Source organism: Paucibacter sp. XJ19-41 (assembly GCF_028462495.1).
Taxonomy (GTDB): Bacteria; Pseudomonadota; Gammaproteobacteria; order Burkholderiales; family Burkholderiaceae_C; genus Roseateles_E.
Window position 1 is genome coordinate 1 of the sequence record NZ_JAQOWX010000025.1, and the last position, 20,906, is coordinate 20,906.

Annotated in this window: 23 protein-coding genes and 1 tRNA gene; 5 read left to right on the top strand and 19 right to left on the bottom strand. The window is 66.5% G+C overall.

Annotation, left to right across the window (positions count from 1 at the left end):
* The 4 genes from PO768_RS08850 to secA form a co-directional block, all read right to left on the bottom strand.
* On the bottom strand, positions 1 to 196 hold a 196-nt coding region (locus PO768_RS08850; protein ID WP_272645761.1), incomplete at its 3' end, for a DUF4880 domain-containing protein.
* Positions 196 to 687, bottom strand: a complete 492-nt coding sequence (locus tag PO768_RS08855; protein WP_272645800.1) for a sigma-70 family RNA polymerase sigma factor — start codon at positions 685 to 687, stop codon at positions 196 to 198. The genes PO768_RS08855 and PO768_RS08850, both read right to left, overlap by 1 nt.
* A gap of 113 nt (positions 688 to 800) precedes the next feature.
* The gene (gene argJ, locus PO768_RS08860) at positions 801 to 2,030 is read right to left on the bottom strand and encodes a bifunctional glutamate N-acetyltransferase/amino-acid acetyltransferase ArgJ (protein WP_272645762.1); all 1,230 of its coding nucleotides are present in this window, start codon (positions 2,028 to 2,030) and stop codon (positions 801 to 803) included.
* Positions 2,031 to 2,141: 111 nt separating this feature from the next.
* A complete protein-coding gene (secA, locus tag PO768_RS08865) occupies positions 2,142 to 4,883 on the bottom strand; it encodes a preprotein translocase subunit SecA (RefSeq protein ID WP_272645763.1) in 2,742 nt (913 codons plus the stop codon).
* A 254-nt stretch (positions 4,884 to 5,137) separates the two neighbouring features.
* Here secA and PO768_RS08870 point away from each other — a divergent pair, with 254 nt between their 5' ends.
* Positions 5,138 to 5,503: a hypothetical protein gene (locus PO768_RS08870; RefSeq protein WP_272645764.1), complete on the top strand. Its 366-nt coding sequence runs from the start codon at positions 5,138 to 5,140 to the stop codon at positions 5,501 to 5,503.
* 18 nt (positions 5,504 to 5,521) lie between these two features.
* Here the strand turns inward: PO768_RS08870 and PO768_RS08875 are convergent.
* The 6 genes from PO768_RS08875 to petA form a co-directional block, all read right to left on the bottom strand.
* A tRNA-Thr gene (locus PO768_RS08875) sits at positions 5,522 to 5,597 on the bottom strand.
* Positions 5,598 to 5,660: 63 nt separating this feature from the next.
* Positions 5,661 to 6,227 carry a ClpXP protease specificity-enhancing factor gene (locus tag PO768_RS08880; protein ID WP_272645765.1) on the bottom strand — a complete coding sequence of 189 codons (567 nt, stop codon included), beginning with the start codon at positions 6,225 to 6,227 and terminating at the stop codon, positions 5,661 to 5,663.
* Between the two features lie 11 nt (positions 6,228 to 6,238).
* Positions 6,239 to 6,856, bottom strand: coding sequence for a glutathione S-transferase N-terminal domain-containing protein (locus PO768_RS08885; protein WP_272645766.1), 618 nt, complete (start codon positions 6,854 to 6,856; stop codon positions 6,239 to 6,241).
* Positions 6,857 to 6,994: 138 nt separating this feature from the next.
* Positions 6,995 to 7,777: a cytochrome c1 gene (locus PO768_RS08890; protein ID WP_272645767.1), complete on the bottom strand. Its 783-nt coding sequence runs from the start codon at positions 7,775 to 7,777 to the stop codon at positions 6,995 to 6,997.
* Between the two features lie 17 nt (positions 7,778 to 7,794).
* Complete coding sequence (locus PO768_RS08895; RefSeq protein ID WP_137941070.1) at positions 7,795 to 9,195, bottom strand: cytochrome b; 1,401 nt, start codon at positions 9,193 to 9,195, stop codon at positions 7,795 to 7,797.
* A gap of 21 nt (positions 9,196 to 9,216) precedes the next feature.
* Entirely contained in the window at positions 9,217 to 9,813 is a 597-nt protein-coding gene (petA, locus tag PO768_RS08900) for a ubiquinol-cytochrome c reductase iron-sulfur subunit (protein WP_272645768.1), read from the bottom strand.
* Between the two features lie 180 nt (positions 9,814 to 9,993).
* On the opposite strand from petA, the gene mscL reads away from it, so the two are divergent.
* Both mscL and PO768_RS08910 read left to right on the top strand, forming a co-directional pair.
* Positions 9,994 to 10,437, top strand: coding sequence for a large conductance mechanosensitive channel protein MscL (gene mscL, locus PO768_RS08905; RefSeq protein WP_269838682.1), 444 nt, complete (start codon positions 9,994 to 9,996; stop codon positions 10,435 to 10,437).
* Between the two features lie 155 nt (positions 10,438 to 10,592).
* The gene (locus PO768_RS08910; RefSeq protein WP_272645769.1) at positions 10,593 to 12,980 is read left to right on the top strand and encodes a DUF1631 family protein; all 2,388 of its coding nucleotides are present in this window, start codon (positions 10,593 to 10,595) and stop codon (positions 12,978 to 12,980) included.
* On the opposite strand, the gene pdxA is transcribed toward PO768_RS08910, so the two are convergent.
* Complete coding sequence (gene pdxA, locus PO768_RS08915; RefSeq protein ID WP_272645770.1) at positions 12,977 to 13,996, bottom strand: 4-hydroxythreonine-4-phosphate dehydrogenase PdxA; 1,020 nt, start codon at positions 13,994 to 13,996, stop codon at positions 12,977 to 12,979. The two genes, PO768_RS08910 and pdxA, sit on opposite strands and share 4 nt — an antisense overlap.
* Positions 13,997 to 14,083: 87 nt before the next feature.
* On the opposite strand from pdxA, the gene PO768_RS08920 reads away from it, so the two are divergent.
* A complete protein-coding gene (locus tag PO768_RS08920) occupies positions 14,084 to 15,868 on the top strand; it encodes a DUF885 domain-containing protein (RefSeq protein ID WP_272645771.1) in 1,785 nt (594 codons plus the stop codon).
* A gap of 15 nt (positions 15,869 to 15,883) precedes the next feature.
* Here the strand turns inward: PO768_RS08920 and PO768_RS08925 are convergent, their stop codons facing one another.
* On the bottom strand, positions 15,884 to 16,633 hold the full coding sequence (locus PO768_RS08925; RefSeq protein ID WP_137941075.1) for a Nif3-like dinuclear metal center hexameric protein: 750 nt from the start codon (positions 16,631 to 16,633) through the stop codon (positions 15,884 to 15,886).
* A 16-nt stretch (positions 16,634 to 16,649) separates the two neighbouring features.
* Here PO768_RS08925 and PO768_RS08930 point away from each other — a divergent pair, with 16 nt between their 5' ends.
* Positions 16,650 to 17,831: a S1C family serine protease gene (locus PO768_RS08930; RefSeq protein WP_272645772.1), complete on the top strand. Its 1,182-nt coding sequence runs from the start codon at positions 16,650 to 16,652 to the stop codon at positions 17,829 to 17,831.
* A gap of 8 nt (positions 17,832 to 17,839) precedes the next feature.
* Here PO768_RS08930 and tatC read toward each other — a convergent pair whose 3' ends face one another.
* The 7 genes from tatC to hisI form a co-directional block, all read right to left on the bottom strand.
* Positions 17,840 to 18,625, bottom strand: coding sequence for a twin-arginine translocase subunit TatC (gene tatC, locus PO768_RS08935; RefSeq protein WP_272645773.1), 786 nt, complete (start codon positions 18,623 to 18,625; stop codon positions 17,840 to 17,842).
* Positions 18,622 to 19,110: a Sec-independent protein translocase protein TatB gene (gene tatB / locus PO768_RS08940; protein WP_266006591.1), complete on the bottom strand. Its 489-nt coding sequence runs from the start codon at positions 19,108 to 19,110 to the stop codon at positions 18,622 to 18,624. The genes tatC and tatB overlap by 4 nt, the downstream gene beginning before the upstream one ends.
* A 10-nt stretch (positions 19,111 to 19,120) precedes the next feature.
* Positions 19,121 to 19,354 (bottom strand): Sec-independent protein translocase subunit TatA, encoded by a 234-nt coding sequence (tatA, locus tag PO768_RS08945; RefSeq protein WP_137941079.1) that lies wholly within the window; start codon positions 19,352 to 19,354, stop codon positions 19,121 to 19,123.
* A gap of 84 nt (positions 19,355 to 19,438) precedes the next feature.
* Positions 19,439 to 19,786, bottom strand: a complete 348-nt coding sequence (locus PO768_RS08950) for a histidine triad nucleotide-binding protein (protein ID WP_272645774.1) — start codon at positions 19,784 to 19,786, stop codon at positions 19,439 to 19,441.
* Positions 19,783 to 20,172, bottom strand: a complete 390-nt coding sequence (locus PO768_RS08955; protein ID WP_262969992.1) for a DUF4870 family protein — start codon at positions 20,170 to 20,172, stop codon at positions 19,783 to 19,785. The genes PO768_RS08950 and PO768_RS08955 overlap by 4 nt, the downstream gene beginning before the upstream one ends.
* A gap of 3 nt (positions 20,173 to 20,175) precedes the next feature.
* Positions 20,176 to 20,514, bottom strand: a complete 339-nt coding sequence (locus PO768_RS08960; RefSeq protein WP_137941082.1) for a phosphoribosyl-ATP diphosphatase — start codon at positions 20,512 to 20,514, stop codon at positions 20,176 to 20,178.
* Positions 20,511 to 20,900 (bottom strand): phosphoribosyl-AMP cyclohydrolase, encoded by a 390-nt coding sequence (gene hisI, locus PO768_RS08965; RefSeq protein ID WP_137941083.1) that lies wholly within the window; start codon positions 20,898 to 20,900, stop codon positions 20,511 to 20,513. The genes PO768_RS08960 and hisI overlap by 4 nt, the downstream gene beginning before the upstream one ends.
* Positions 20,901 to 20,906: the final 6 nt, after the last annotated feature.

Here is a 20,906-nt window from a genome sequence, read left to right on the forward strand (position 1 = left end):
CGCTGGCCTCGCGCAAGCCCTGCATCGTGCCCAGCAGGCCCTCCATCGCGGCAGCGGCCTCGGCATGGCGCGGGTCCTGCTGCTTCCAGCGCTCGAAACCGCTGGCGGCCTGCTGGCGCTCGGCCGCGTCGTCGGCGCTCAGCCGCACCAGCCAGTCGGCGGCCTGGGCCGCCAGCGCCTCCCGCTCGGTCCGCATCACGGGGCCAGGTCCAGCGCGCGGCATTGCAGCAGCACCTGGACCAGGTATTTCTGCACCATCCGGGTCGAGACCCCCAGGGCATGGGCAATCTCGGCATGGGTCTGGCCGTCGAGGTAATGGCGCAGAAAGGCCTCGCGGGCGCGGGCCGAGACGCGCTCGAGCAGCGCGCTGATCTGGGCCAGGGCCTGCACCGCCGCCAGGGTCTGCTCGGGCGAGGCGTGGCAGGCCGGGTGCTGCGCCACCGCGCGCGCCAACTCCTCCAGATAGGCCTGCTCGATCAGGCCGCGCCGCGCCTGGTCGACCAGCAGGCGCTGGGCCGTGGCGCTCAGATAGGCACGCGGCTCGCGCATCGCGCCCAGCGCGTCGCGCGAGGTCAGGATGCGCAGGAACGTGTCCTGCACCACATCGGCTGCCTGGTGGGCACAGCCCAGCTTGCGGCGCAGCCAGCCGAGCAGCCAGGCCTGGTGCTCGCTGTAGAGCGCATGCATCTGCTGCTGATGATGAGCCGGCTCGGCAAGCACGCGTTTCCCCTTGTGCGGGCGCGATGCACCCAATCAAATACGAATTGTTCGCATTCTAGATTGGATTGGCCGGCTGCAACTCAGGAGCGATAGTCGGCGTTGATGCTGACGTAGTCGTGGCTCAGGTCGCAGGTCCAGACCGTGGTCTGGGCTGGGCCGCGATGCAGGTTCACGCGCACGGTGATCTCGCTTTGCTTCATCACGCGCTGGCCGTCCTCCTCGCGGTAGTCGGGGTGGCGGCCGCCCTTGGTGACCACATGCACATCGTCCAGATGCATCTCGATCAGGGTCTGGTCCAGATCGGCGATGCCGGCATAGCCGACCGCCGCCAGGATGCGGCCCAGGGTCGGGTCGCTGGCGAAGAAGGCGGTCTTGACCAGCGGCGAATGCGCGATGGCATAGGCCGCCAGCTTGCACTCGGCCTCGTCGCGGCCGCCCTCGATGACGACGCTGATGAACTTGGTCGCGCCCTCGCCGTCGCACACGATGGCCTGGGCCAGCTGCTGCGAAACCGCGATCACCGCCGCTCGCAAGACCTGGCCCTCGGGGCTGCTCAGCGACTCGATGCGGGCGTGAGCGGCCTTGTGGGTGGCGATCAGCACGAAGCTGTCATTGGTCGAGGTGTCGCCGTCGATGGTGATGCGGTTGAAGCTGGCATCGGCCGCCTCGGTCACCAGGCTTTGCAGCAGCTCGGGCTGGATATTGGCATCGGTGGCCACATAGCCCAGCATGGTCGCCATATTGGGGCGGATCATGCCGGCGCCTTTGGAGATGCCGGTGATGGTGACGGTCTGCCCGCCGATCTGCACCTGGCGCGAGGCGGCCTTGGGCAGGGTGTCGGTGGTCATGATGCCGGCGGCCGCCTCGTCCCAGGCATCGGCGCGCAAGGCGGCCAGGGCCGCCGGCAGACCGGCGATGATGCGGTCGGCCGGCAGGGTTTCCATGATGACGCCGGTCGAGAACGGCAGGATCTGACTCGCTTGCACGCCCATCAGGCCGGCCAGCGCCGCACAGGTCGAGCGGGCACGGGCCAGGCCATCCTCGCCGGTGCCGGCATTGGCATTGCCGGTGTTGACCAGGATCGCACGGATGCCCTGGCCGCCGTCCAGATGCTCGCGGCAGATCTGCACCGGCGCCGCGCAGAAGCGGTTCTTCGTGAACACGCCGGCCACCGACGCGCCCTCGTCCAGCGCGATCACGCTCAGATCGCGGCGGTTGGCCTTGCGCACACCGGCCATGGTCACGCCCAGGCGCACGCCGGGCACGGGGTGAAGAGAGGCAGGGTCGGGGGCGTTCAGATTGACGGGCATGAAGGTCTCGCGGGCACGAAAGGACGGATGGCGCGGATTGTAGGGAGCTTGAACGGCAAAGGGCTCCCGAAAGAGCCCTTTGTGATGGGGAGGCGAGGCCGCCGCCTCAGTTCAATTCAGCTTGCCGTGGCAGGCCTTGTACTTCTTGCCGCTGCCGCAGGGGCAGGGATCGTTGCGACCGACATGGGCGTAGGGCGAGCCGGCCGGCGCTGCCGCGTCCTGCGATACCGAACCGTCCTCGTTGGGATGGGTGTAGGTGACGTTGCTGATGTGCTCGGCGCGTTCCTCGATGGCCTCGGCGGCGCGGGCCACCTCTTCCTGCGACTGGATGCGCACATTCAGCAGCGTGCGGGTCACTTCCATCTTGACCACATCCAGCAGCTGGGAGAACAGCTCGAAGGCCTCGCGCTTGTACTCCTGCTTGGGGTTCTTCTGCGCATAGCCGCGCAGATGGATGCCCTGGCGCAGATAGTCCAGCGCGGCCAGATGCTCGCGCCAGTGCTGGTCTATGCTTTGCAGCAGCACCATGCGCATGAAAGGCGAGAACTGCTCGACGCCGACGCGCTCGAGCTTGTCGGCGAACAGCGCGTCGCCGGCAGCCACCACCTTGGCGAGGATGTCCTCATCGGTGATGGAGTCGCTCTTCTCGACCTCGGCGGCCAGGCCCACATCGAGCTGCCACTCGCTCTTCAGCACCCGCTCCAGCCCGGCCAGGTCCCACTGCTCTTCCAGGCTCTCGGCCGGCACATAGGTCCGCACCACGTCTTCCAGCGTGCTGGCGCGCAGATTGCCGATCTGGGCCACCAGGGAGTCGGCCTCGAGGATGTCGTTGCGCTGCTGGTAGATCACCTTGCGCTGGTCGTTCGACACATCGTCGTATTCGAGCAGTTGCTTGCGCACATCGAAGTTGCGCGCCTCGACCTTGCGCTGCGCGCCCTCGATCGAACGGGTCACGATGCCGGCCTCGATGGCCTCGCCCTCGGGCATCTTCAGCCTGTCCATGATGGCGCGCACGCGGTCGCCCGCGAAGATGCGCATCAGCTGGTCGTCCAGCGACAGATAGAAGCGTGAGGAGCCCGGGTCGCCCTGGCGGCCCGACCGGCCGCGCAGCTGGTTGTCGATACGGCGGCTCTCGTGGCGCTCGGTCGCGATGATGCGCAGGCCGCCGGCGGCCTTGACCTGCTCGTGCAGGCCGGCCCACTCGTCCTTGAGCTTCTGGATGCGCGCGGCCTTCTCGGCCTCAGGGATCGCCGCATCGGCCTCGATGAACTGCACCTGCTTCTCGACATTGCCGCCCAGCACGATGTCGGTGCCGCGGCCGGCCATATTGGTCGCGATCGTGATCACACCGGGACGGCCGGCCTGGGCCACGATCTCGGCCTCCTTGGCGTGCTGCTTGGCATTGAGCACCTGGTGCGGGAGCTTGGCCTTGGTCAGGAGGCTGGAGATCAGCTCCGAGTTCTCGATCGAGGTCGTGCCGACCAGCACCGGCTGACCACGCTCGTGGCAGTCGCGGATGTCCTGGGTGACGGCGTCGAACTTTTCCTTGGTGGTCTTGTAGACCAGGTCCAGCTCGTCCTTGCGGATCGTGGGACGGTTCGGCGGGATCACCACGGTCTCCAGGCCGTAGATCTCCTGGAACTCATAGGCCTCGGTATCGGCCGTGCCGGTCATGCCGGCGAGCTTGCCGTACATGCGGAAATAGTTCTGGAAGGTGATCGAGGCCAGCGTCTGGTTCTCGCTCTGGATCGCCACGCCTTCCTTGGCCTCGACGGCCTGGTGCAGGCCGTCGCTCCAGCGCCGGCCGCTCATCAGCCGGCCGGTGAACTCGTCAACGATGATGACCTCGCCGTTCTGCACCACGTAATGCTGGTCGCGGTGATACACATGGTGTGCGCGCAACGAGGCGTACAGATGGTGCATCAGCGTGATATTGGCGGAGTCGTACAGGCTCGCGCCCTCGGCCAGCAGACCGGCCTGGCTCAGGTACTTCTCGGCGTTCTCGTGGCCGTCTTCGGTCAGATAGATCTGGTGCGATTTCTCGTCGACCGTGAAGTCGCCGGGCTCGACCACGCCCTCACCAGTGCGCAGATCGAGCTCGCCGATCTGCTTCTTCATCAGCGGCGCGACCTTGTTGATCGCCAGATAGACATCGGTCTGGTCGTCGGCCTGGCCGGAGATGATCAGCGGCGTGCGGGCTTCGTCGATCAGGATCGAGTCGACCTCGTCGACGATGGCATACGCGGTGCCGCGCTGCACGCGGTCGGCCGTCTCGTAGACCATGTTGTCGCGCAGATAGTCGAAGCCGTACTCGTTATTGGTGCCGTAGGTGACGTCGGCGCGGTAGGCGGCCTGCTTTTCCTCGCGCGGCATGTTCGGCAGGTTGATGCCCACCGTCAGGCCCAGGAAGTTGTAGAGCTTGGCCATCCACTCGGCATCGCGCCGGGCCAGATAGTCATTGACCGTCACCAGATGCACGCCCTTGCCGGTCAGCGCATTCAGATAGACCGGCAGCGTGGCCATCAAGGTCTTGCCCTCGCCGGTGCGCATTTCGGCCACCTTGCCGGCATGCAGCACCATGCCGCCGATCAGCTGCACATCGAAATGGCGCATCTTCAGCGCGCGCTTGCCGCCTTCGCGCACCACGGCAAAGGCCTCGGGCAGGATCGCGTCCAGGCTCTCGCCGCCGGCCACACGCTGCTTGAATGCCTCGGTCTGGGCGCGCAACTCAGCGTCACTGAGCGCTTCGAACTTGGGTTCCAGCGCATTGATCTGCTGCACGACGCGGCGGTATTGCTTGAGCAGGCGCTCATTGCGGCTACCGAAAATCTGGGTAAGAAGCTTGGGCAACATGCAGCGTGTCTGTCTTGGACTTGAAGGTAGGCGGACCAGGTCTGAGCCGCTGGCGTGCCCGCTCGGGGGCAACGACGGGCGCGGCAATCAGCCCGTGGAGTTCTGTTCTTGCTTGTTCGACGGTTTCTACAGCTGAGGGCGTCGCGCCGGCTTGCAAGCCGGGTGCCGGCCTCGGCCTGCAGAAAAACCCGCCGAGTTTAGCATCGGCACCCCGCACGCCCGGGCCGGCCAGGCTGCGGGACTACACTGAGGCCATGTCCACGACGACGCGCCCTCTGAGCCCTTATCGCCCGCGCCGCGCCGCCAAGCACGGCGGCCCCTCGGTGCCCGAGCCGATGCCGATCGAGCAGGCGATGAACGGTCATACGGGGCTGGCGCGGCTGGGTCTGCTGCTGCAGGAATCGAACCGGCGCATGGCCATCGTCAGCGTCGCGCTGCCGGGCGCACTGACGCGCTTCGTGAAGCCGGGGCCTATCGATGAGGAGGGGTGGACGCTGCTGGCCTCGAATGCCGCCGTGGCGGCTAAGCTGAGGCAGTTGCAGCCGCGGCTGCTGGAGCTGCTGGCCGAACAAGGCATCCCCGCCGCCAAGCTGCGCATCAAGGTGATGCAGCCCGGCTGAGGATGCTGTTGGGCGCAATGGTGCCGGCTATCGGATTCGAACTGATGACCTACCGCTTACAAGGCGGTTGCTCTACCAACTGAGCTAAGCCGGCACTGGCTTGATGCGAGGGCGCATTGTAGGGGCAAAAAACCAGCCCTACCTCGGCCCGCAACAACTATTTGACGCGTTTGAGCGCCGGGCGACCGCCACCGGCGGCCGGGCCACCGGAATCATCCGGGCCGGGCTCGGTGACCGGATCGGCCGCCTTGGGCTGATCCTGCGGCTCGGCCGGGCCGGGGGCCAGGCGCAGGCCACGCGCGGGCGGGCGCACCGGCGGGCTAGTTCCTGCAGCCACAGGCGAGGCGCTACCGGCCAGGCTCAAAGGCGCGCTCGGCGCATCGGCGCTGGGCGCGGGAAAGGCCATGCCCTGGCCGTTCTCGCGTGCATAGATCGCCACCACATGATCGACCGGCACGACGATCTCGCGCGCCACGCCGCCGAAGCGGGCCTTGAACTGGATGAACTCGTTGCCGAGCTCCAGCCCGCTGGTCGCGTCGAAACCGACGTTCAGCACGATTTCGTTATTGCTGACGTACTCGTTCGGGACCTGCACGAAACGATCTACATGCACCGCGATATAGGGCGTGAAGCCGTTGTCGGTGCACCAGTCGTGCAGGGCCCGTATCAGGTACGGCCGGGTCGAGGTGCTGGCGGCCGTGCCGCCATCGGAGCTTTGATCCATGGGGTCGCAGTTTACTTGCGCATCACCTTCTCGGACGGCGTCAGCGCCTCGATATAGGCCGGGCGCGAGAAGATGCGCTCGGCATACTTCAGCAGCGGCAAGGCGTTCTTCGACATGTCGATGCCGTAGTAGTCCAGGCGCCACAGCAGCGGCGCGATGGCCACGTCGAGCATCGAGAAGTCGTCGCCCAGCATGTACTTGTTCTTCAGGAAGATGGGCGCGAGCTGGGTCAGGCGGTCGCGGATCTGGGCGCGGGCCTTTTCCAGCTGCTTGTCGGTCGCCTTGACGGCTTGCGAGCGGCCTTCCAGCACATTGACGTGGGCGAACAGCTCCTTCTCGAAATTGAGCAGGAACCGGCGCACGCGGGCGCGGGCCACCGGGTCGCCGGGCATCAGCTGCGGATGCGGGAAGCGCTCATCGATGTACTCATTGATGATGTGCGACTCATAAAGGATCAGGTCGCGCTCGACGAGGATGGGCACCTCGTTGTAGGGATTCATCAGCGCGATGTCTTCGGGCTTGGCGAACAAGTCCACATCACGGATTTCGAAGTCCATGCCCTTCTCGAACAGCACGAAGCGGCAGCGGTGCGAATAAGGGCAGGTAGTTCCAGAATAAAGCACCATCATGGCGGCAGGCTCCCGAGAAGGTCGGTGGGTGATTCACGGGCTCATGCTGGACGAGCACCGCACAAAATGCAAACGCAGTGGAGGCCGAGGCGCCCCACTGCGGTCAACTCAGGCCCGGCCAAGCCGGGCCCGCAAGGCCTACTTCACGTCTTTCCAGTAAGACGCGTTCAGACGCCAGGCGAACAGCGTGAACACGCTGAGGAACAGCAGCACCAGCACACCCAGACGGAAGCGCTGGGCCTGAGCCGGCTCGCCCATCCACTGCAGATAGGCGACCAGATCGGCCATCGCCTCGTCGAACTGCTGCGGCGTCAGGGTGCCCGGGGTCAACTGCTCATAGCCCTTGAACACATGGACGGTCTTGCTGGCGTCATGCGGATCGGGTTCGTCGGCGAACTTGGCGGCGCGCTGGCCCTGCAACTCCCACAGCACATGCGGCATGGCCACGCTGGGGAAGGCCATATTGTTCCAGCCGGTGGCCTTGGTGTCGTCGCGGTAGTAGGTGCGCAGATAGGTGTACAGATAGTCCGCACCCGAGCCCTGGCCCGCAGCCGCACGCGAGCGCGCGATCACGGTCAGGTCCGGCGGCGTGGCACCGAAGAAGTCCTTGGCCTGCTTGGGGTCCAGCGAGATCTTCATCGTGTCGCCGACCTTGTCGCTGGCGAACATCAGATTGCTCTTGATCTGCGCCTCGCTCAGGCCGATGTCGGCCAGCCGGTTGTAGCGCATGAAGGCAGCCGAGTGGCAGTTCAGGCAGTAGTTGACGAAGAGCTTGGCGCCGTTTTGCAGCGCGGCCATGTCCGTCATCTTCTCCTTGGGGAACTTGTCCCACTCGATGCCGCCGCCGGCGGCCGAGGCGCCCGACACCAGCCCGGCGCTCAGCGCCAGCGAGGTCAGCAGCGTAGCAATGAATTTTTTCATTCTTGGAACTCCGATGCTCAGTGGGCGTGGAAGGTCACACGGTCAGGCACGGGCTTGGGCGTGCCCAGCTTGCTCCACCAAGGCATCAGCAGGAAGAAGCCGAAATAGAACAGCGTGCCGATCTGCGCGATCAAGGTACCGATATCGCTGGGCGGCTTGATGCCCAGATAGCCCAGCACCAGGAAGAACACGACAAACACGGCGTACACATACTTGTGCCAGTCGGGGCGATAGCGGATCGACTTGACCGGGCTGTGATCCAGCCAGGGCAGGAAGAACAGGATCACGACCGCACCACCCATCACGACCACGCCCCAGAACTTGGCGTCGAAGGTCTTCAGCAAAGCCATCGCGACCAGGGCCACCACGGTGGCGGCAATCTTGCCCTTGGTCGAGAAACCGCTCTTCAGCCAGGCCAGCACCACCGCCGCGCCGACCAGACCCACCAGCACGTTGACCATCGGGTCAGTGGTGGCGCGCAGCATCGAGTAGTAGGGCGTGAAGTACCAGACCGGGGCGATGTGCGCCGGCGTCTTCAGCGGGTCGGCCGGGATGAAGTTGTTGTACTCCAGGAAGTAGCCACCCATCTCCGGGGCAAAGAAGATGATGGCTGTGAACACCATCAGGAACAGGCCGACGCCGAAGATGTCGTGCACCGTGTAGTAGGGATGGAAGGCGATGCCGTCCAGCGGCTTGCCGGACGCATCCTTCTTGGCCTTGATCTCGACGCCGTCCGGGTTGTTCGAGCCGACCTCGTGCAGCGCGATGATGTGCGCCACCACCAGGCCCAGCAACACCAGCGGGATCGCGATGACGTGGAAGCTGAAGAAGCGGTTCAGCGTCGCATCGCTGACGACGAAGTCGCCGCGGATCAGCAGGGCCAGGTCTTCACCGACGAAAGGCACGGCGGCGAACAGGTTCACGATCACCTGCGCGCCCCAGTAGGACATTTGGCCCCAGGGCAGCAGATAGCCCATGAAGGCCTCGCCCATCAGGCACAGGAAGATGCCGCAACCGAAGATCCAGACCAGCTCGCGCGGCTTGCGGTAGGAGCCGTAGATCAGGCCGCGGAACATATGCAGATAAACCACGACGAAGAAGGCCGAGGCGCCGGTCGAGTGCATATAGCGGATCAGCCAGCCCCAGGGCACATCACGCATGATGTACTCGACCGAAGCGAAGGCCAGCGCCGCGTCCGGCTTGTAGTGCATCACCAGGAAGATGCCGGTGACGATCTGGATCACCAGCACCAGCAGGGCCAGCGAGCCGAAGATGTACCACCAGTTGAAGTTTTTCGGTGCGTAGTATTCGGAGAGATGCTCTTTGTAGAGCTTGGATGCTGGGAAACGGTTGTCCACCCAGGTCAGCAGCTTTTCGCCGATCGGAGCACCGGCGGGAGCTTCTTTGAATTCAGCCATGTTGACCTCTGTCCTTTAGCTTCAGGCTTGCTTGTCTTCACCAATCAAGAGCTTGGTGTCGGACAGGTACATGTGGGGCGGCACTTCGAGGTTGTCGGGCGCCGGCTTGTTCTTGAAGACGCGACCGGCCATATCGAAGGTCGAGCCGTGGCAGGGGCACAGGAAGCCGCCATGCCAGTCGTCCGGCAGCGAGGGCTGCGCGCCGGTCTGGAACTTGTCGCTGGGCGAGCAACCCAGATGCGAGCAGATGCCCACGACCACCAGATACTCCGGCTTGCGCGCGCGCGTCTCGTTCTTCGCGTAATCCGGCGTCGGGTACGCGGTGCGGTCCGAGGCCGGATCGGCCAGCTGGGGGTCAAGACCCTTCAGCGCCGCCAGCTGCTCGGGCGTGCGACGCACCACCCAGACCGGCTTGCCGCGCCACTCCACGGTGAGCTTCTCACCCGGCTTCAGGGCGCTGATATCGACTTCAACGGCAGCTCCGGCGGCCTTGGCGCGCTCGGAGGGCGTGAAAGTACTGACAAAGGGCACGGCGGTGGCAACGCCGCCAACGGCGCCGGCACAACCGGTGGCGATGAGCCAGGTGCGCTTGCCTTGGTCCACTTGCTGGTCACTCATGAGGGTCCTCAAACGAGACTTCTGATCGGGGGCAACCGAGGATTCTAACGGACGCCATCGCTTCCAACCATTGGAGACGACGCGAAGCGCGCCTCATGCGCACCACAGAAGCCGTATTCGACCCGATTTCGCGCGCCGCAGCGCGGGCACAATCCCGGCATTGCTACAGAGGAGAGACCCATGGGGTTCATGACGGAGTTCAAGGAGTTTGCGGTCAAGGGCAATGTCGTCGACCTGGCGGTGGGCGTCATCATCGGCGCCGCATTCGGCAAGATTGTCGATTCGGTCGTCAATCATTTGATCATGCCGCTGGTCGGGCGCGTGGTCGGTGGCCTGGACTTTTCCAACTACTTCATCATGCTGGCCGATCCGCCGGCCGACTTCAAAGGCCCGATGAGCTTCGAGGCCCTCAGCAAGGCCGGCGTGCCGTTGTTTGCCTATGGCAGCTTCCTGACCGTGTTGCTGAACTTCATCATCCTGGCCTTCATCATTTTCCTGATGGTCAAGCAGATCAACCGCCTCAAGCGCGAGAGCGCCCCCGCGCCGGCGCCGGCCGAACCGGCCCCGACGCCCGAGGATATCCAGCTGCTGCGCGAAATCCGTGACGCCCTGCAGCGCCGCTGAGCAGCAGTAAGCAGCGGTAACAGGTAGCGGCCTGTCAGTTATTTGGCAGCGCCGCGCCGGTGCTCGCACGCCCTCGCCGGCTCGACGCAGGCTTTGGCGCGATACTTGCCGATATAAGCTGTGGCAAATTGGCCACAGGCGGTCCACACGCAGCCATGAACTCGCCCGAACCACGCCTCAATCCGCATCTGGAAGCCGCACTGCAGCGCATACGCACCGCGGCCGAGCAAGCGGCCGAGCGCGGCGCCGAAGGCATGGGCATGGCGGCCCTGTCGGCCGGCCAGATCAAGCGCCGCGACGCCCTGCTGTCGGCCCAGTTCCTGTTCCGCAAGCAGCAGGCCTTGTTCGGCCAACGTTTCTACCAAAGCCTGCGCACCCAGATGGCGGGCGAGCAAAAGCCCAAGGTCGAGCCGGGGGCGCGCAAAAGTACCCAGGCCTGGACCGAGCTCTCGCTGATGGACGACGACGCCGTCGACGCGATGGTGGCGGCCGACCGCATCGGCCTGGCCATCGGCCACCAGAGCGAATGGGAGCTGCGCGAGGTCGAGTCCTATATGTCGGCACTGGGCAGCACCCAGGACGCCAAGGAGCAGCTGCGCAATCCGCTGCGCCCCGAGCTGGTCGCCCAGGCCTTGCTGGACGCCGTGCATGCGGTCACCGACGATGAGCAGACCCGACAGATCCTGATCGACGAGATGACGCGCGCGCTGGCCCACGAGATGCGCAGCTGCTATGCCGACATCGTCGAGCTGTTCCGCAGCCGCGGCCTGCGGCCGCAGGATCTGCGGGTGCGCGGCGTCGATGTCGGCGGTCATTCGGTGCACTCATCGCATTCGGTCCACGCGGCCCATTCCGGCCATTCGCAGTCACCCGGCCAGACCGGCCACAGCCGCATGGGCGAGCTGGGCGGACATGGTGGCGCTTACGCAGGCGGCGGCCATGGCGGCGCCCCTGGCATGAGCAGGCGTGGCGGCAGCCCCGGCACGATGGGCGCGGTCGATGCGCAGATGATGGAGCTGCTGCGCCGCCTGGCCTATCTGCCCAGCGTGCAGGCGCCGCCGGGTGCGAGCACGGCCGGCGGCCCCGTCAGCAACTGGGGCGAGGACTACGGCGACGCGGCCTGGGCCGGTGGCGGCGGCATGCCGATGCCGCCCAATCTGATCCATCTGCACCGCGACGAGCTGCGCCAGGCCGCGACCGGCAACCTCGACCATATGGTGATCGATGTGGTCGGCAGCCTGTTCGACCAGATCCTGTCCGACCCCAAGGTGCCGCCGCAGATGGCCCGCCTGCTGGCGCGGCTGCAGCTGCCGGTGCTGCGCGTGGCGCTGGGCGACCGGACCTTCTTCTCCTCGCGCCGCCATCCGGTGCGCCGCTTCATCAACCGCGTCGCCTCGCTGGCCTGCGCCTTCGATGATTTTTCGGAAGACCCGGGCCGCGACTTCCTCAGCCATGTGCGCGAGCTGGTGCAGGAAGTCGCCAATGGCGACTTCGACCGCATGGATGTCTACGAGAGCAAGCTCGACGCGCTCGAACAATTCATCGCCGACCAGACCGCCAAGGCCCTGCAGGCCCAGGGCGACGCCGCCGCGCTGATCGAGCGCAAGGAAACCGATCTGCGCCTGCAGCAGCGCTATATGCAGCAGTTGCAGGCGGCGCTGGGCCCGGTGCCGATGCCGGAGTTCCTGCGCGAGTTCCTGTCCCAGGTCTGGAGCCAGGCCATCGTGCTGGCCAGCCGCGAGGGCAGCACCGAGCGCGCGATGCGTCTGCGCCAGCTGGGCCGCGACCTGGTGATGAGCGTGCAGCCCAAGAGCGGCACGGCCCAGCGCCAGACCTTTCTGAGCCAGCTGCCGGTACTGATGCGCACCCTCAACGAGGGGCTGGACCTGATCGCCTGGCCCGAGAGCGGCCGCAAGGCCTTTTTCGGCGAGCTGCTGCCGGCCCATGCCGAATCACTGAAGGGCCAGGGCCTGTCACCGCTGGACCACAACCTGCTGGTCAAGCAGCTCGAAGGCGTGTTCGGCTGCGCGCCGCCCTCCGAGCAAGACCTGCCCCCGGCCGGCACGCCGGTCTCGGTACCGGGCGATCTGGACCTGGCGCAACGCCTGACCCCCGACGAAGCCAAGCGCCTGGGCCTGATGCAGGAAAGCCGGGTCGACTGGGACGGCCAGATCGACATCGATCTGAGCGCCGAGGCACCGCTGGCCGCCGTCGACATCAGCATCGACGGCCTGCCCGCCGCCGAGGCGCCCGAGCCCAGCGAGGGCGAGCTGCTGATCGAGCATCTGCAGCTGGGCTTCGCCTACCAGATGAACACCGGCGAGGCCTGGCGCAAGGTGCGCCTGGCCCATATCAGCGCCGGCCACAGCTTCTTCATCTTCACCCAGGGCCACAAGCACCAGGAGACCGTCACGATGACGGCGCGCATGCTGAAGCGCCTGTGCGAGTCCGGCCGGCTCAAGGCCTTCGAGAACGCCCATCTGCTCGAGCGCGCTACCGCACGCGCGCGCAAGCAATTGGCCGAGCTGGGCAGCAAGAGCTAGGTGATCAGCCGGCGCGCCATGCGAATGGCCGCGCGCATGCTGGACGCATCGGCGCGGCCCGTGCCGGCGATATCGAAAGCCGTGCCATGATCGGGGCTGGTGCGCACGAAGGGCAGACCCAGGGTGACGTTGACGCCCTGCTCCACGCCCAGGTACTTGACCGGGATCAGGCCATGGTCGTGCGTCATCGCGACGACCAGATCGAACTCGCCGGGGTGGGTGGGCGTGTTGCGGGCACGCATGAAGATCGTGTCCGGCGCATAGGGGCCGCTGGCGGCGATGCCCTGCTGGCGTGCCAGGCGAATAGCCGGCGCGATGATGTCGATTTCCTCGCGGCCGAACAGCCCGCCCTCGCCGGCATGGGGATTCAGGCCCGCGACCGCGATGCGCGGTGCTGTGAGCCCGAAGCGGCGCAGCGCGGCATCGCTGATCTGCAGGGTCTGCAGCACCCGCTCGATGCTGAGCATGTCGATGGCCTCGCGCAGCGCCATATGGATGGTCACCAGCACCGTGCGCAGCTCCTCGTTGGCCAGCATCATGCGCACCGGCGGTGCCACGCCCTCTTGCGCGGCCAGGGCCTGCAGCATCTCGGTATGGCCGGGATAGTCCACCCCGGCCGCATGCAGGGCCTCCTTGTGCAGCGGCGCGGTCACGAGACCTGCCGCCTGGCCGGCCTGGATGGCCGCGACCGCCGCCTCGATGCAGGCCGCCGCCGCGCGGCCGGCGCGCGCGTTGATGCGGCCCACCGGGCAGTCCAGCAGATCGGTCGGCAGGCCCTCGGGCTGCCAGACCGGCAGACAGTCGGGCGGCAAGTTCGCCAGCTCGTCCGGCGAGGCCAGCCGTGCCACCGGCAGGCTCAGGCCCTGCCAGGCAACCGCACGGCGCAGCACACCGACATCGCCGACCAGGCACAGATCCTCGCGCCGCGCCTCGGCCGCCCAGGCCGCCACGGCGATCTCGGGGCCGATGCCGCAGGCATCGCCCATGCTGATCAACAGGGTTTTGCTCTCGCTCATCGCCTCATTGTTTCATGGGCAAGTCCTGACCCCCAGAGCAGGCGTGCAGTGGCAGACTCGCGCGACCGACAAATCAAGGAGCTTCGCATGGCCTACCTGCCATCCCGCATCCACCGCCACACCCTGGCGACCGTCCTGAGCTTGGCCCTGGGCGGACTGGGGCCCAACGCCAGCTGGGCCAACCCGGCCGCACAAAACCTGCACGCGCTGTTCGACGAAGCCTGGGAGCAAGGTGCCCGCCAGGCCCCGGAATGGGCCACGGTGCGCGGCGACCACCGCTTCAATGACCGCCTCAGCGACCGCTCGCCGGCCGCCATCGCGGCCCAGGACGCCTATGCGCGGGAGCTGCTGAAGCGCGCGCAGGCCATCGATGTGGCTGCTTTGGATGAGCGCGACCGCGTGTCGCTGCAGATCTTCATCGACCGCCAGCAAGGCGAGATCGAGTTCCAGGCTTTCGAGGGCTATCGCACACTGAGCCTGGGCTCGCTATGGGGCTTCCAGTCGGGGCTGGCCAATCTGATGCGCGCCACGCCCACCGCCAGCGAGGCCCAGGTCCGGCAGCTGCTGGCCCGGCTGGCCGCCTATCCGCTGCGGGTCGACCAGGAGATCGAGAGCCTGCGCCGCGGCATGGCGCTGGGCTGGGTCAGCCCGCAGCCGGTGCTGGCGCGCGCGCTGGCCCAGCTGGACGGACAGCTGAGCGAGGATGTGACGCGCAGCCCCTTGTTCGAGCCTTTCGACAAGCTGGGCAGCGGCATCGCCGAGGCCCAGCGCGACGCGCTGCGCCAGCAGGGCCGGCAGGCGCTGCAGCAGCAGGTCTATCCGGCGATGCAGCGTCTGCGCCGCTTCATCAAGGAGGAATACCTGCCCAAGGCCCCGGCCGCCGGCGGGCTCGGTCGCTATCCCGGCGGCGCCCAGGTCTATGCGGCGCTGGTGCGCCGCAACACCACGCTGGACCTGAGCCCGCAACAGGTCCATGACATCGGGCTGCGCCAGGTCGAGCGCCTGCGCGCCGAGATGGAGGCGGTGCGCCGCGAGGTCGGCTTCGCCGGCGACCGCCAGCAGTTCTTCAAATACCTCTACAGCGAACCGAAGTTCTTCCACCCCAATGGCGAGGCCTTGCTGGCGGCCTACCGCGAGATCAGCAAGCGCATCGACCCCGAGCTGCCCAGGCTCTTTGCCGAACTGCCGCGCGCGCCCTATGGGGTGCGGGCGATGCCGGCCCATATGGGCGAGGGCGCGGCCGAGAACTACAACGGCCCCTCGCTGGACGGCAGCACGCCGGGCTGGTTCAACGCCAATGTGCTGGCCTACAAGCGCCGCCCGATCTGGGCGCTGGAGACCCTGGTCGCGCACGAGACCGTGCCCGGTCACCATCTGCAGAACGCCCGCCAGCGCGAGCTCGGCGAGCTGCCGGCCTTCCGGCGCAGCAGCTTCTACACCGCCTATGGCGAGGGTTGGGCCCTGTATGCCGAGACCTTGGGCAAGGACCTGGGCCTGTACCGCGACCCCTACAGCCGCTTCGGCCATCTGCAGGCCCAGATGTTCCGCGCGGCCCGCCTGGTGGTCGACACCGGCATGCATGCGCTGGGTTGGAGCCGCGAGCGGGCGCTGGCCTATATGCTCGAAGAAACCGGCCAGGACCCGGTCTTCATGAATGCCGAGGTCGACCGCTATCTGGCCCAGCCCGGCCAGGCCCTGGCCTATATGACCGGCCAGCTGAAGATTCTGGAGCTGCGCGAACTGGCCCAAGCGCAGCTCGGTGCCCGCTTCGATCTGCGCCGCTTCCATATGGTGTTGCTGGACCAGGGCCAGCTGCCGCTGGGCTTGCTGGAGCAGCGGGTGCGCGCCTGGATCGCCGCGCAGCCGGGCTGAGCGACGCTCGATCGTTCAGGCCGGATTCGGGATGTCGATGAACTGCTGGCTGAGGCCGAAGTCCGTGGCCAGGCGCTGCGCCAGCGCCTGCACACCATAACGCTCGGTCGCGTGGTGGCCGGCTGCGATGAAGGCCACGCCGGTCTCGGCGGCGTAATGGGCCTGCGGCTCGGAGATCTCGCCGGTCACAAAGACATCGGCGCCGGCCGCGATCGCGGCCTCGAAATAGCCCTGGGCCCCGCCGGTGCACCAGGCCACGCGGCGCAGCGGCCGGCCGTCGCCGGGCACGGCCAGCACCTCGCGGCCCAGCGCCGCACCCATCTGCCGGCGCAACTCATCCAGGCTTTGCGGCGCGCTCAGGGGCCCGGCAAAACCCAGCTCCTGATCGCCAAAGCGCTGCTCGGCCTGCCAGCCGAACAGCCGGCCCAGCTGCGCGTTATTGCCCAGCTCGGGGTGGGCATCGAGCGGCAGGTGGTAGGCGAACAGATTGATCTCATGCACCAGCAGCTTGTGCAGGCGCTGCTTCATCCAGCCGGTGACGCGGCCGTCCTGGCCGCGCCAGAACAGGCCGTGGTGTACCAGGATGGCATCGGCACCGCTGGCAATCGCCGCATCGATCAGGGCCAGGCTGGCGGTAACACCGCAGACGAGATGGCGTATCTCCTCGCGTCCCTCCACCTGCAGACCGTTCGGCCCATAATCTTTGAAACGAGGCACCTCGAGCAACTGGCTGAGGTGGGCATCGAGGGTGTGGCGGTTGGGCATGGCGACAGGAGCGGCGGTGCGCAGAATTTGGCTGATTTTCTCCCAGGCCGTGACGGTGGGCCTGGCGCTGTACTTTGTCGTCGCGACCTTGCGGCCCGAGTGGGTAGAGCGCGGCGAGCCGCTGCGCCCCACGGTGATCCTGGGCCAGGCCACGCCGAGCGCCCGCCCCGCCAGCGACGCGAGCGGTGGTGGGGGTTACCGCCTTGCGGCCCAGCGTGCGGCGCCCGCCGTGGTCAGCGTCACGGCCAGCAAGGCACCGCGCCGCTCGGCGCAGAACGACGAGGCCTGGCGGCGTTTTCACTTCGGCCTGCCGCGGCGCGACCAACGCGGCGAGGACGACGGCGACGAGCCCGGCGGGCAGACCGGCCTGGGCTCGGGCGTGATCGTCTCGGCCGACGGTTATCTGCTGACCAACAGCCATGTGGTGGCCGGCGCCTCGGAGATCGAGGTGCAGCTCAGCGACGGCCGGCAGGCCAAGGCGCGCCTGGTCGGCAGCGATCCGGAGACCGATGTCGCGGTGCTGAAGGTCGAGCTCGAAGGCCTGCCGGCGATCGCGCTGGGCGATGCCGAGCAGTTGCAGGTCGGCGATGCGGTGCTGGCGATCGGCAACCCCTTCAATGTCGGCCAGACGGTGACCTCGGGCATCGTCAGCGCACTCAAGCGGACCCAGCTGGGCATCAACACCTTCGAGAACTTCATCCAGACCGATGCCGCGATCAATCCGGGCAACTCGGGCGGCGCCCTGGTCGACGATCAGGGCCGGCTGGTGGGCATCAATACCGCGATCTTCTCGCGCAGCGGCGGCAGCCTGGGCATAGGCTTCGCGATCCCGATCAGCACCGCGCAGCAGGTGATGCAGGCCCTGGTGCGGGACGGTCAGGTCGCGCGTGGCTGGATCGGCGTGCAGACCCGCGAGCTGACGCCGGAGTTTGCCGAGGCCTTCAAGCTGACGGTGCGCGAAGGGGTGCTGATCAGCGCGGTGGTCGTCAATGCGCCGGCCGCCAAGGCCGGCATCAAGCCCGGCGATGTCGTGACAAAGGTCGGCGGCACCCAGGTGCTGAGCCCGGCGGACCTGCTGGCGGCAGTGGCGGCGCTGAAGCCGCAGTCCAGCGCCGCGATCGCGGTGCAGCGCGGCGACAAGGCCATGCAGTTCGAGCTGACGGTGGCACAGCGCCCGCTGCCGGGCGCGCGTGACTAGCGCTCAGCTCAGGGCTGATCGGTGGCCGAGTCCGGCGCCTTGGAGTAGCGGATGAAAAAGCCGGATGCCCAGATGCCGACCTCGTAGAGCAGGCACATCGGGATGGCCAAGGCCAGCTGCGACACCACATCGGGTGGCGTGATCACGGCCGCGATGATGAAGGCCACGACGATGAAGTAGCCGCGGAACTCGCGCAGCTTCTCGACCGTGACGAGGCCCATGCGGGCCAGCACCACCACCACCACCGGCACCTCGAAGGCCGCGCCGAAGGCGATGAACATGCTCATCACAAAGCTCAGGTAGGCCTCGATATCGGGCGCCGCCGTGATGCTCTTGGGCGCAAAGCTCTGGATGAACTTGAAGACCTGGCCGAACACGAAGAAATAGCAGAACGCCACGCCGACGAAGAACAGCAGCGTGCTGGACACCACCAGCGGCATGACCAGCTTCTTCTCGTGCGAATACAGGCCCGGCGCCACAAAGGCCCAGACCTGGTAGAGCACCACCGGCAGCGCGATCAAAAAGGCCGCCATCAAGGTGATCTTCAGCGGCACCAGAAAGGGCGAGATCACATTGGTGGCGATCATGGTCGAACCCGCCGGCAGGTTCGCGATCATCGGCGCGGCCAGCAGGTCGTACAGCATCGACGGCCCCGGATAGAGGGCCAGCACGCCAAAGCACGCCGCCACCGCGATGGCGGCGCGCACCAGGCGGTCGCGCAGCTCGATCAGGTGCGAGACAAAAGGCTGCTCGGTGCCGGCGAGTTCATCGTCGGGCTTGTGGGAATCGGTCATGTAGGTCTGCGGGGCGGGCGAAAGCGCGCCACGCGGGCGGCGCCGGATTGGGCATGCTGGCGCACGCCCTGGCGCTGCTTGTACCACTGCGGCGTGGCACCGCGCTTGAGGCGCCAGTTCTTCTTCGGGCGCTGATAGCCGGGCGGCGGCATCAGGGTCTGGTAGCCGTGATCGGTGCTGCCGCCATCCAGGCCGGCACTGGCTTCATGCCAGTTCTGCTCGAAGGCCTGATTGGCCTCGTTGATCTCTTTGCTGACCGATTGCTCGACATCGCGCGCCGCATCCTCGATGCCGCTTTTCATCTTCTTGAGCTCTTCGAGCTCGATGGAGCGGTTCACCTCGGCCTTGACGTCCGACACATAGCGCTGCGCCTTGCCCAGCAGATGGCCCACCGTGCGTGCCACCCGCGGCAGCCGCTCGGGGCCGATCACGATCAGCGCGACGGCGCCGATCAGGGCCAGTTTGTCAAAGCCGAAGTCAATCATGCAGTCTCAATCAGGACTTGGTCTTGGCCTCGACGTCGACGGTATTGCTGTCGGCCGTCTTCTGGCTGGTCACCTGCTGGGTCGGCTGGGCGGCATCGCTGCTGCCACCGTCCTTCATGCCGTCCTTGAAACCCTTGACGGCCGAGCCCAGGTCCGAACCCATGTTCTTGAGCTTTTTCGTGCCGAACACCAGCACCACAATCACCAGCACGACGAGCCAGTGCCAAATGCTGAACGAACCCATAGTTATCTCCTGGAAACGAAGCGGCCATTCTAGTTGGCGCGCATGACAAATCAGCGGGGATGGCTATTGCCGCCCTGACGCGGCTCAGCCCTTGAGCCAGGGGCGGGGACCACCCATCGCATGCATATGCAGGTGATAGACCTCCTGGCCGCCGTCGGGGCCGGTGTTGATCACGGTGCGGAATCCGTTGCTCACGCCGAGTTCGCGCATCAGCCGCGGCACCAGAGCCGTCATATGGCCCAGCAGCGCCGCATGCTCGGGCCCCACATCGGCCATGCTGGCGATATGCAGCTTGGGGATCAGCAGGATGTGGACCGGTGCCCAGGGATGGATGTCGTGAAACACCAGCACCTGCTCGTCCTCGTAGACCTTCTTCGAGGGAATCTGGCCGGCAACAATCTTGCAGAAAAGGCAGTTGGGATCGTGAGTCATCGCGGCATCGCTTGATTGGCATTCATCGTGGTCCAGCCACGCACAATGCGGTAGAGGAACCAGATCGAGATCAGGGCCCAGGCGATCCAGCCCGGGATCAGGAACAGAAACCACAGCGGCAGGGTCAGCGCATACAGCACGCCGGCCCAGACCACGCTGCGCAGGCGCCAACTGAAGTGCGAGGCCTGCCAGGTGCCGGCGGCCTCGTCGCGCTTGACCAGGTCGATGATGACCGCCACGATCAGCAACAGCACGCTGGCCTGCACGCCGGGCAGCACCGCGCCGACCGCAACAATCGTGTGCAGGATGTAGCTGACGATGCCGATGCTGCGCAGGCTTTGCGCGCGCGCCGGGTCCAGCACCACCGTCTCGACCGTCTGGTTCATGACTCAGCCCTTCCCTGTGCGTTGTGCAAATTCCTGCAGGCCCGACAGGCCCTCACGCCGCTCCAGCTCGGCCAGCACATCGGCCGGTTTGAGCCCGAACTGGGCCAGCGCAATCATCGAGTGAAACCACAGATCGGCGGTCTCGTAGACGATCTTCTGCGCATCGCCGTCCTTGGCCGCCATCACCAGCTCGGTGGCCTCTTCGCCGATCTTCTTCAGGATTGCGTCGGTGCCCTTGTCGAAGAGCTTGGCCACATAGCTGGCGCCGGGGTCGCCCCCGTTGGCCGGCTTGCGGGACTCGATCACCGCCGCGAGTTTGGCCAGACTGTCGCTATCGCTCATTGGTAGATGCTCTCCGGATCCTTCAGCACCGGCTCGACGCTGTGCCAGACACCGTCCTGATAGCGCTGAAAAAAGCAGCTGTGGCGGCCGGTGTGGCAGGCGATGCCGGGCTCATGACCTTGCTGGGTGATCTTCAGCAGCAGCACATCGTTGTCGCAGTCCATGCGCAGCTCATGGACGATCTGCAGATGGCCGGACTCCTCGCCCTTGTGCCAGAGCCTGTTGCGCGAGCGGCTCCAGTAGACCGCCTGGCCCAGCTCGGCGGTGCGCTGCAAGGCCTCGCGGTTCATCCAGGCGAACATCAGCACATCGCCGCTGTCCTTCTCCTGGGCGATCACCGGCACCAGCCCGGCGGCGTCCCACTTGATTTGATCCAACCAGTTCATGGTCAC

Bases quoted from the DNA above. Each gene is read 5' to 3' on its own strand.
- PO768_RS08855 (WP_272645800.1), bottom strand. From the start codon at position 687: ATGCATGCGCTCTACAGCGAGCACCAGGCCTGGCTGCTCGGCTGGCTG.
- argJ (WP_272645762.1), bottom strand. From the start codon at position 2,030: ATGCCCGTCAATCTGAACGCCCCCGACCCTGCCTCTCTTCACCCCGTG.
- secA (WP_272645763.1), bottom strand. From the start codon at position 4,883: ATGTTGCCCAAGCTTCTTACCCAGATTTTCGGTAGCCGCAATGAGCGC.
- PO768_RS08870 (WP_272645764.1), top strand. From the start codon at position 5,138: ATGTCCACGACGACGCGCCCTCTGAGCCCTTATCGCCCGCGCCGCGCC.
- PO768_RS08880 (WP_272645765.1), bottom strand. From the start codon at position 6,227: ATGGATCAAAGCTCCGATGGCGGCACGGCCGCCAGCACCTCGACCCGG.
- PO768_RS08885 (WP_272645766.1), bottom strand. From the start codon at position 6,856: ATGATGGTGCTTTATTCTGGAACTACCTGCCCTTATTCGCACCGCTGC.
- PO768_RS08890 (WP_272645767.1), bottom strand. From the start codon at position 7,777: ATGAAAAAATTCATTGCTACGCTGCTGACCTCGCTGGCGCTGAGCGCC.
- PO768_RS08895 (WP_137941070.1), bottom strand. From the start codon at position 9,195: ATGGCTGAATTCAAAGAAGCTCCCGCCGGTGCTCCGATCGGCGAAAAG.
- petA (WP_272645768.1), bottom strand. From the start codon at position 9,813: ATGAGTGACCAGCAAGTGGACCAAGGCAAGCGCACCTGGCTCATCGCC.
- mscL (WP_269838682.1), top strand. From the start codon at position 9,994: ATGGGGTTCATGACGGAGTTCAAGGAGTTTGCGGTCAAGGGCAATGTC.
- PO768_RS08910 (WP_272645769.1), top strand. From the start codon at position 10,593: ATGAACTCGCCCGAACCACGCCTCAATCCGCATCTGGAAGCCGCACTG.
- pdxA (WP_272645770.1), bottom strand. From the start codon at position 13,996: ATGAGCGAGAGCAAAACCCTGTTGATCAGCATGGGCGATGCCTGCGGC.
- PO768_RS08920 (WP_272645771.1), top strand. From the start codon at position 14,084: ATGGCCTACCTGCCATCCCGCATCCACCGCCACACCCTGGCGACCGTC.
- PO768_RS08925 (WP_137941075.1), bottom strand. From the start codon at position 16,633: ATGCCCAACCGCCACACCCTCGATGCCCACCTCAGCCAGTTGCTCGAG.
- tatC (WP_272645773.1), bottom strand. From the start codon at position 18,625: ATGACCGATTCCCACAAGCCCGACGATGAACTCGCCGGCACCGAGCAG.
- tatB (WP_266006591.1), bottom strand. From the start codon at position 19,110: ATGATTGACTTCGGCTTTGACAAACTGGCCCTGATCGGCGCCGTCGCG.
- tatA (WP_137941079.1), bottom strand. From the start codon at position 19,354: ATGGGTTCGTTCAGCATTTGGCACTGGCTCGTCGTGCTGGTGATTGTG.
- PO768_RS08950 (WP_272645774.1), bottom strand. From the start codon at position 19,786: ATGACTCACGATCCCAACTGCCTTTTCTGCAAGATTGTTGCCGGCCAG.
- PO768_RS08955 (WP_262969992.1), bottom strand. From the start codon at position 20,172: ATGAACCAGACGGTCGAGACGGTGGTGCTGGACCCGGCGCGCGCGCAA.
- PO768_RS08960 (WP_137941082.1), bottom strand. From the start codon at position 20,514: ATGAGCGATAGCGACAGTCTGGCCAAACTCGCGGCGGTGATCGAGTCC.
- hisI (WP_137941083.1), bottom strand. From the start codon at position 20,900: ATGAACTGGTTGGATCAAATCAAGTGGGACGCCGCCGGGCTGGTGCCG.